Below are 4953 nucleotides of genomic sequence, written 5' to 3'. Positions count from 1 at the left end.
AGATTGCCGGGCAGATGTTTGATAACGAATATGACCTGGCCATGACCGTCATTGAGGGCATGGAGGCACGTAGTAGAACCGGAGATTACCCACTGGAACGTTTTATATTTAATTGCGCCTAGCTACTTATCGGTCTCCAAGAGTACTCAGCAGCGGCTCGTGCATCGTCACGATTTCCCGTCTGAGGCGGGAGATGGCGGCGTTAAAGAGATGAGCATTAATGGGGCAAAGTGCGATTACGGACGCCCAAAGGTCAACGGAGTGATTGGCGCGACTATAAGGCCGTTAACCTGCATCAAGGCTGTGTTGCGGCGTTCTTTAGACAGAATGATGCCTTAGTCGAGTGGATCAACCAGCAGCCACTGGCGTCTCCGGTGGTGTGCTTAGGCGATGGGCACGACGGGATCTGGAATCTCTTTGCCCAGATCGCACCGCCAGTGCAACGACTTGAGATTTTAGACTGGTATCACCTGATAGAAAATTTGGGTCAGGTCGGCGGGTCACAACACCGGCTGGATGCCGTGGAGACCTGTCTGTGGCGAGGCGATCTTGAGGGAGCCGTTAGGCAGTTCGATGACTGGCCCCATGAGCAAGTTGACCGGTTTATCGCCTATCTGGCCAAACATCGACACCGTATCGTCAACTACGCCTACTACCAAGCCGAGGGCATGTCCATTGGCTCCTGCGTATTTGCAGCTCGGGGGCAATTGAGTCAACGGTCAAGCAAATTGGACGTCGAATCAAGATTTCAGGAGCTCACTGGGACGAAGATAACGTGCAACAAGTGCTGCGACAGCGATGTGCTTATCTAAACGGCTACTTCTCAGAATGAGTCTTACGAGACTGGGATGCACCCGTTGCCAAGTCGCCCAACAACCGCGCTGCACCCAGGGTTGATTCATTGTAAGAAATGGAAAACTTGCTCCACCTGGTTGGCAAGCTCTCGTAGAGCGGAAGTGAGCGAATTGAGCCCATTCAGTCGGAGTAAGTTAATAGTAATGGACCGAAACAGCGAAGCACTGAGCAACGCATTCGAGTCTCGACCATAGGTCTTATTCTCATGAAGAACCATGTCTTTGGGCCAATGCAATTGATTCTGAATGCTCCAATGCCCACGCACGATGTCGTTCCAGAGTCTGGCCGTGGTTGCGACAGAGCTGAGATAGTAGGCCTGATGGACGGAGCATCAGGCTTGGGGGTCAGCCACTGGTTGGAGGGCCTAATCTCCTTCCAGTGGCGCTCGACCAAATTTTTGGGACGTTCAGACTGCACGCACACAGCCTTAGCTCAGTAATTTAGTCCAATCGCGCACCGGGCGCAAGTAAGAATTGTTACCGTTGGCATAAACCCTGAATTTAGAAACCGGGTTTCTTTGCCGGGTTGCATTTAACCCTTGCACACCCCCCAGAAACCCGGTTTCTGGCCCCATACCCTTCCTTGCATCACGGCTAAAGTTCATCCGCTACCCCAAACCCTTCATCAGTCTCTGCGATCCCTTCCTTCGCCCCCGTGAAACCTTTATTTCACCCGCTGAAAGGTTCTTTTCATCCCTCGGTAGCAGCTCCAGCCTGCTCAAACCTTTCCTTCGTCCACACCAAAGGTTCCTCCACCCAGGCAGATCATTCTTCCGACCTCGCGTAGGCTTCCACCATGCCCCACTCGGTTGGCTTCTAAAGCGGCCAACCACCGCCGTTGCCGTTCGTCCAATAGCAGGGGTTGGTTGTGGTGTGGGTTCGGTCAACCAGGCAGCGATGCCGGTGGGGAGTACGACACTTGAGCGATCTAATCGCCTGTCAGCCGATTGAGATAGCGCTCGATCAGTAAAATGGCCACAACGTCGTCGATGGGGCGAGGAATCGTGCGCAGCGATTGGGGCACTAGGCCCGCCAGCCCCGAGGGCGGATACATCTGCCAGTAGCGATCGCGGGCTTCTAGGGTGGTATAGCGCTCATCTACCAGCATGATGCGCGGCGAATCGGGCAGCTGACTGAGGGTATCTTTCCAGCCCTGGGAGGCGGTTTGGTCGCCCAGCACAATCATAGAAATGGGGAATTTTTGGCGCAGAGTCGCAATCTCCTCGATTACCCCAGAGGCAGCCACCACCTGTTGGTAATAGAGCACCCGGTCGAGCCCCATAATGGCCAGACCACACTTTTGCCGTCCGGGGTCAAAGCCCAAAATCACCGGTTGAGACAGAGAGGACGGGGGAGACTCACTCACAGAGGCAAGAGATAGGTTTGCCACTTCATTGTGCCACTCTGGCCGAGTTCTCTCAGAAAAAGATGTCGCCCCAGGGCGGGTCAAGAAAGTTATGGTGGCTTCCCCGCTATCTAGCGTACAAACTCAAGGATTTGCACTAAACTTAGTCGGCAGCAGCGCCAGAGAGTGCTGTGGATCCTAACTAGTCGTGAGGGTAGCTAAAACCCTTGAACTATAGTACGCTTGTTTTGAGCCCAAGGTAACGCTGGCTAGTGCACATTAAGCGTGTCGAGTTATCCCATTTCAAGTCGTTCGGCGGCACGACCCAGGTACCTCTACTGCCTGGGTTTACGGTTATTTCTGGCCCCAATGGCTCGGGCAAGTCAAATATTTTAGATGCGCTGCTGTTTGGTCTGGGGCTAGCTAGCTCCAAGGGTATGCGGGCCGATCGCCTGCCCGATCTGGTCAACCAAAACCAGATGAGTCGGCGCTCTACCTCTGAAGCCAGCGTTACGGTCACGTTCGATCTCAGCGATGTGGCGGCTGAGCTGATGATAGATGGCCATGATGGGGGTGAACCGTCAGGGCCAGAGCAGAACGGTCACGGCAGTCCAGCCGGGTCGAATGGCCACAACGGCCATTCACCCACTATTCAGATTTCTGAGGCAGAAGGCGCTAACCCAGAGAATGTAGTGACCCTGCCCATGGGCCGCGAGTGGAGTGTGACCCGCCGATTGCGAGTCACTAACCAGGGTACCTACACCTCTAATTACTACATCAACGGTGAGCCCTGCACCCTCAGTCAGCTCCACGAGCAGCTACAGCGTTTTCACGTCTACCCCGAGGGCTACAACGTCGTGCTTCAGGGCGACGTCACCAGCATTATTTCCATGAACTCCCGCGAGCGGCGGGAAATTATCGATGAGCTGGCCGGGGTGGCGGCGTTCGATCGCAAGATTGACCAGGCCCGGGGCAAGCTAGACGCGGTACGCGACCACGAAGAGCGCTTTCACATCGTGGAACGCGAACTCCAGACCCAGCTGGAGCGACTGGCTCAAGACCGCCAAAAGGCCGAAAAGTACCAGCGGTTGAAGGAGACCTTTCAGGTTAAGAGCCAGTGGGAGGCGGTGCTGCTGTGGCAGAGCCAACAGCGGGCGATCGCGGCCCTGCACCAAACCCTAGAGCAGGGTGAAGCAACATCGACTCAGCTGGCCCAAGCGATTACCCAGGGCCAGGGGGCGATCACCGCCCTCGACGCCGAACTCGCCACCCTCAACGCCCGCATTCGGAACCTGGGCGAAGACGAGCACCTGGCCCTGCAAGCCCAGGTCGCCACCCACGAAGCCGAGCTGCGTCAGCTTCAGCGCCAAGAGCAAGAAAACCGCGCCGCCACCAACCAGGCCGCCGCCCAGCGTCGCGATACCGAGATTGCCCGCCAGCAGCAGCAGCGCGAGCTAGAACAGACGGGGCAGACGATTGACGCCCTTACCACTGGGGAGCTAGTTGCCCTTGCCGAGGCTAAAAATCAGGTGCAGCAGGCCCTCGAAGAGCGTCGTCAGGCAACCCTAGCGATCGCCTCCGCCTCCCAGACCAGCATTCAGCAGCAGAGCCAGCTGCGTCAGGCGATCGAAACCCTGCGGGGTAACATCGAGCCCCAGCGAGCCGAGCAAATTCGTCTACAAGAGCGTTTGCGCCAGCTAGAGCAGCAGATCGCCACCCTGACTGAGCAGCGCAGCAACCTGGGAAATATTGCGACCGAGGCTGACGGCAGTGCCGGTCTGCCCCAGCAGCTGACCACAGCCGAACAGGAGATGCAGGCGACTGCCGCCAAGATTGCCGCCGCCGAAGCTGAGCTGTCGGTGCAGCGCGACACCCAGACCCGCCTGCTCAAAGAGCAGCGCGACAAACAGCGCGAGCTCGACAAGCTCGAGGCCCAAACCCAGGCTATGCAAGAGAGTCAGGGCACCCACGCCACCAAGCTGCTGCTGGAAAGCGGCATCGCGGGCATCGACGGATTGGTGGCCCAGCTGGGCAAGGTTGAGCCCAAGTTTCAGCTGGCCCTGGAGATCGCCGCCGGAGCCCGTCTGGGGTATTTGGTGGTCGAGACCGACCAGGTGGCCGCCCAGGGGATTCAGTTTCTCAAGCAGCGGCGGGCCGGGCGGGCCACGTTTTTGCCTTTGAACAAAATTCGCGCCCCCCGGTTTACCCCCGTGCCCGACTGGAAGCGGCCCGACGGCTTCCTCGACTACGCCGTCAACCTGATCGACTGTGACCCCCGCTACCGCGATATTTTTGGCTACACCTTTGGCAGCACCGTGGTGTTCGACACGTTGGCCTCGGCGCGGCAGCACCTGGGCAACTACCGCATCGTCACCCTGGAGGGGGAGATTCTGGAAACCAGCGGGGCCATGACCGGGGGCAACGTATCGACGCGATCGGGCAGCCTGCACTTTGGCACCGTAGAACCCGCCGAATCGACCGAGGCCCAGGCCCTGCGCCAGCGACTGGGGGATATTGAGGTGATGCTAGAACGCTGCGATCGCGACCTCAATGCCACCTCTAGCACCCTGCAAACCCTCTCCCAAACCCTGATTACCCAGCGCCAGCAGTACCGTGAACTCCAGCTGGCGGGCGAACAGCAGCAGAGCCAGCAGCACCAGCAGGCCCAGCAGCGGGCCACCCTTGAAGCCCAGCTCAGCCAATTTCAGCAGGAGCTGACCAGCACCCAGACTCGCCTCCAGGAGTTGGCCAACG

The 4953-nt window shown here is 58.0% G+C and carries 2 protein-coding genes and 1 pseudogene; 2 read left to right on the top strand and 1 reads right to left on the bottom strand.

Annotated features, from left to right (window positions below):
• Window positions 1-126 precede the first annotated feature (126 nt).
• A pseudogene (locus IQ254_RS29710) lies at window positions 127-832 on the top strand (ISKra4 family transposase); the annotation flags it as partial.
• A 950-nt stretch (window positions 833-1782) separates the two neighbouring features.
• Here IQ254_RS29710 and IQ254_RS29705 read toward each other — a convergent pair.
• Window positions 1783-2220: a resolvase gene (locus IQ254_RS29705; protein WP_313887613.1), complete on the bottom strand. Its 438-nt coding sequence runs from the start codon at window positions 2218-2220 to the stop codon at window positions 1783-1785.
• Window positions 2221-2471: 251 nt separating this feature from the next.
• Between IQ254_RS29705 and IQ254_RS33330 the strand changes: the two genes are divergently transcribed.
• The coding region (locus IQ254_RS33330) for an AAA family ATPase (protein ID WP_193969746.1) at window positions 2472-4953 on the top strand (2482 nt) is incomplete at its 3' end.

The sequence above is a fragment of the Nodosilinea sp. LEGE 07088 genome, assembly GCF_015207395.1.
Lineage (GTDB): Bacteria > Cyanobacteriota > Cyanobacteriia > Phormidesmidales > Phormidesmidaceae > Nodosilinea.
Note: the sequence above shows the minus strand (reverse complement) of the source record. Positions and strands in the feature narration are given on the sequence as shown.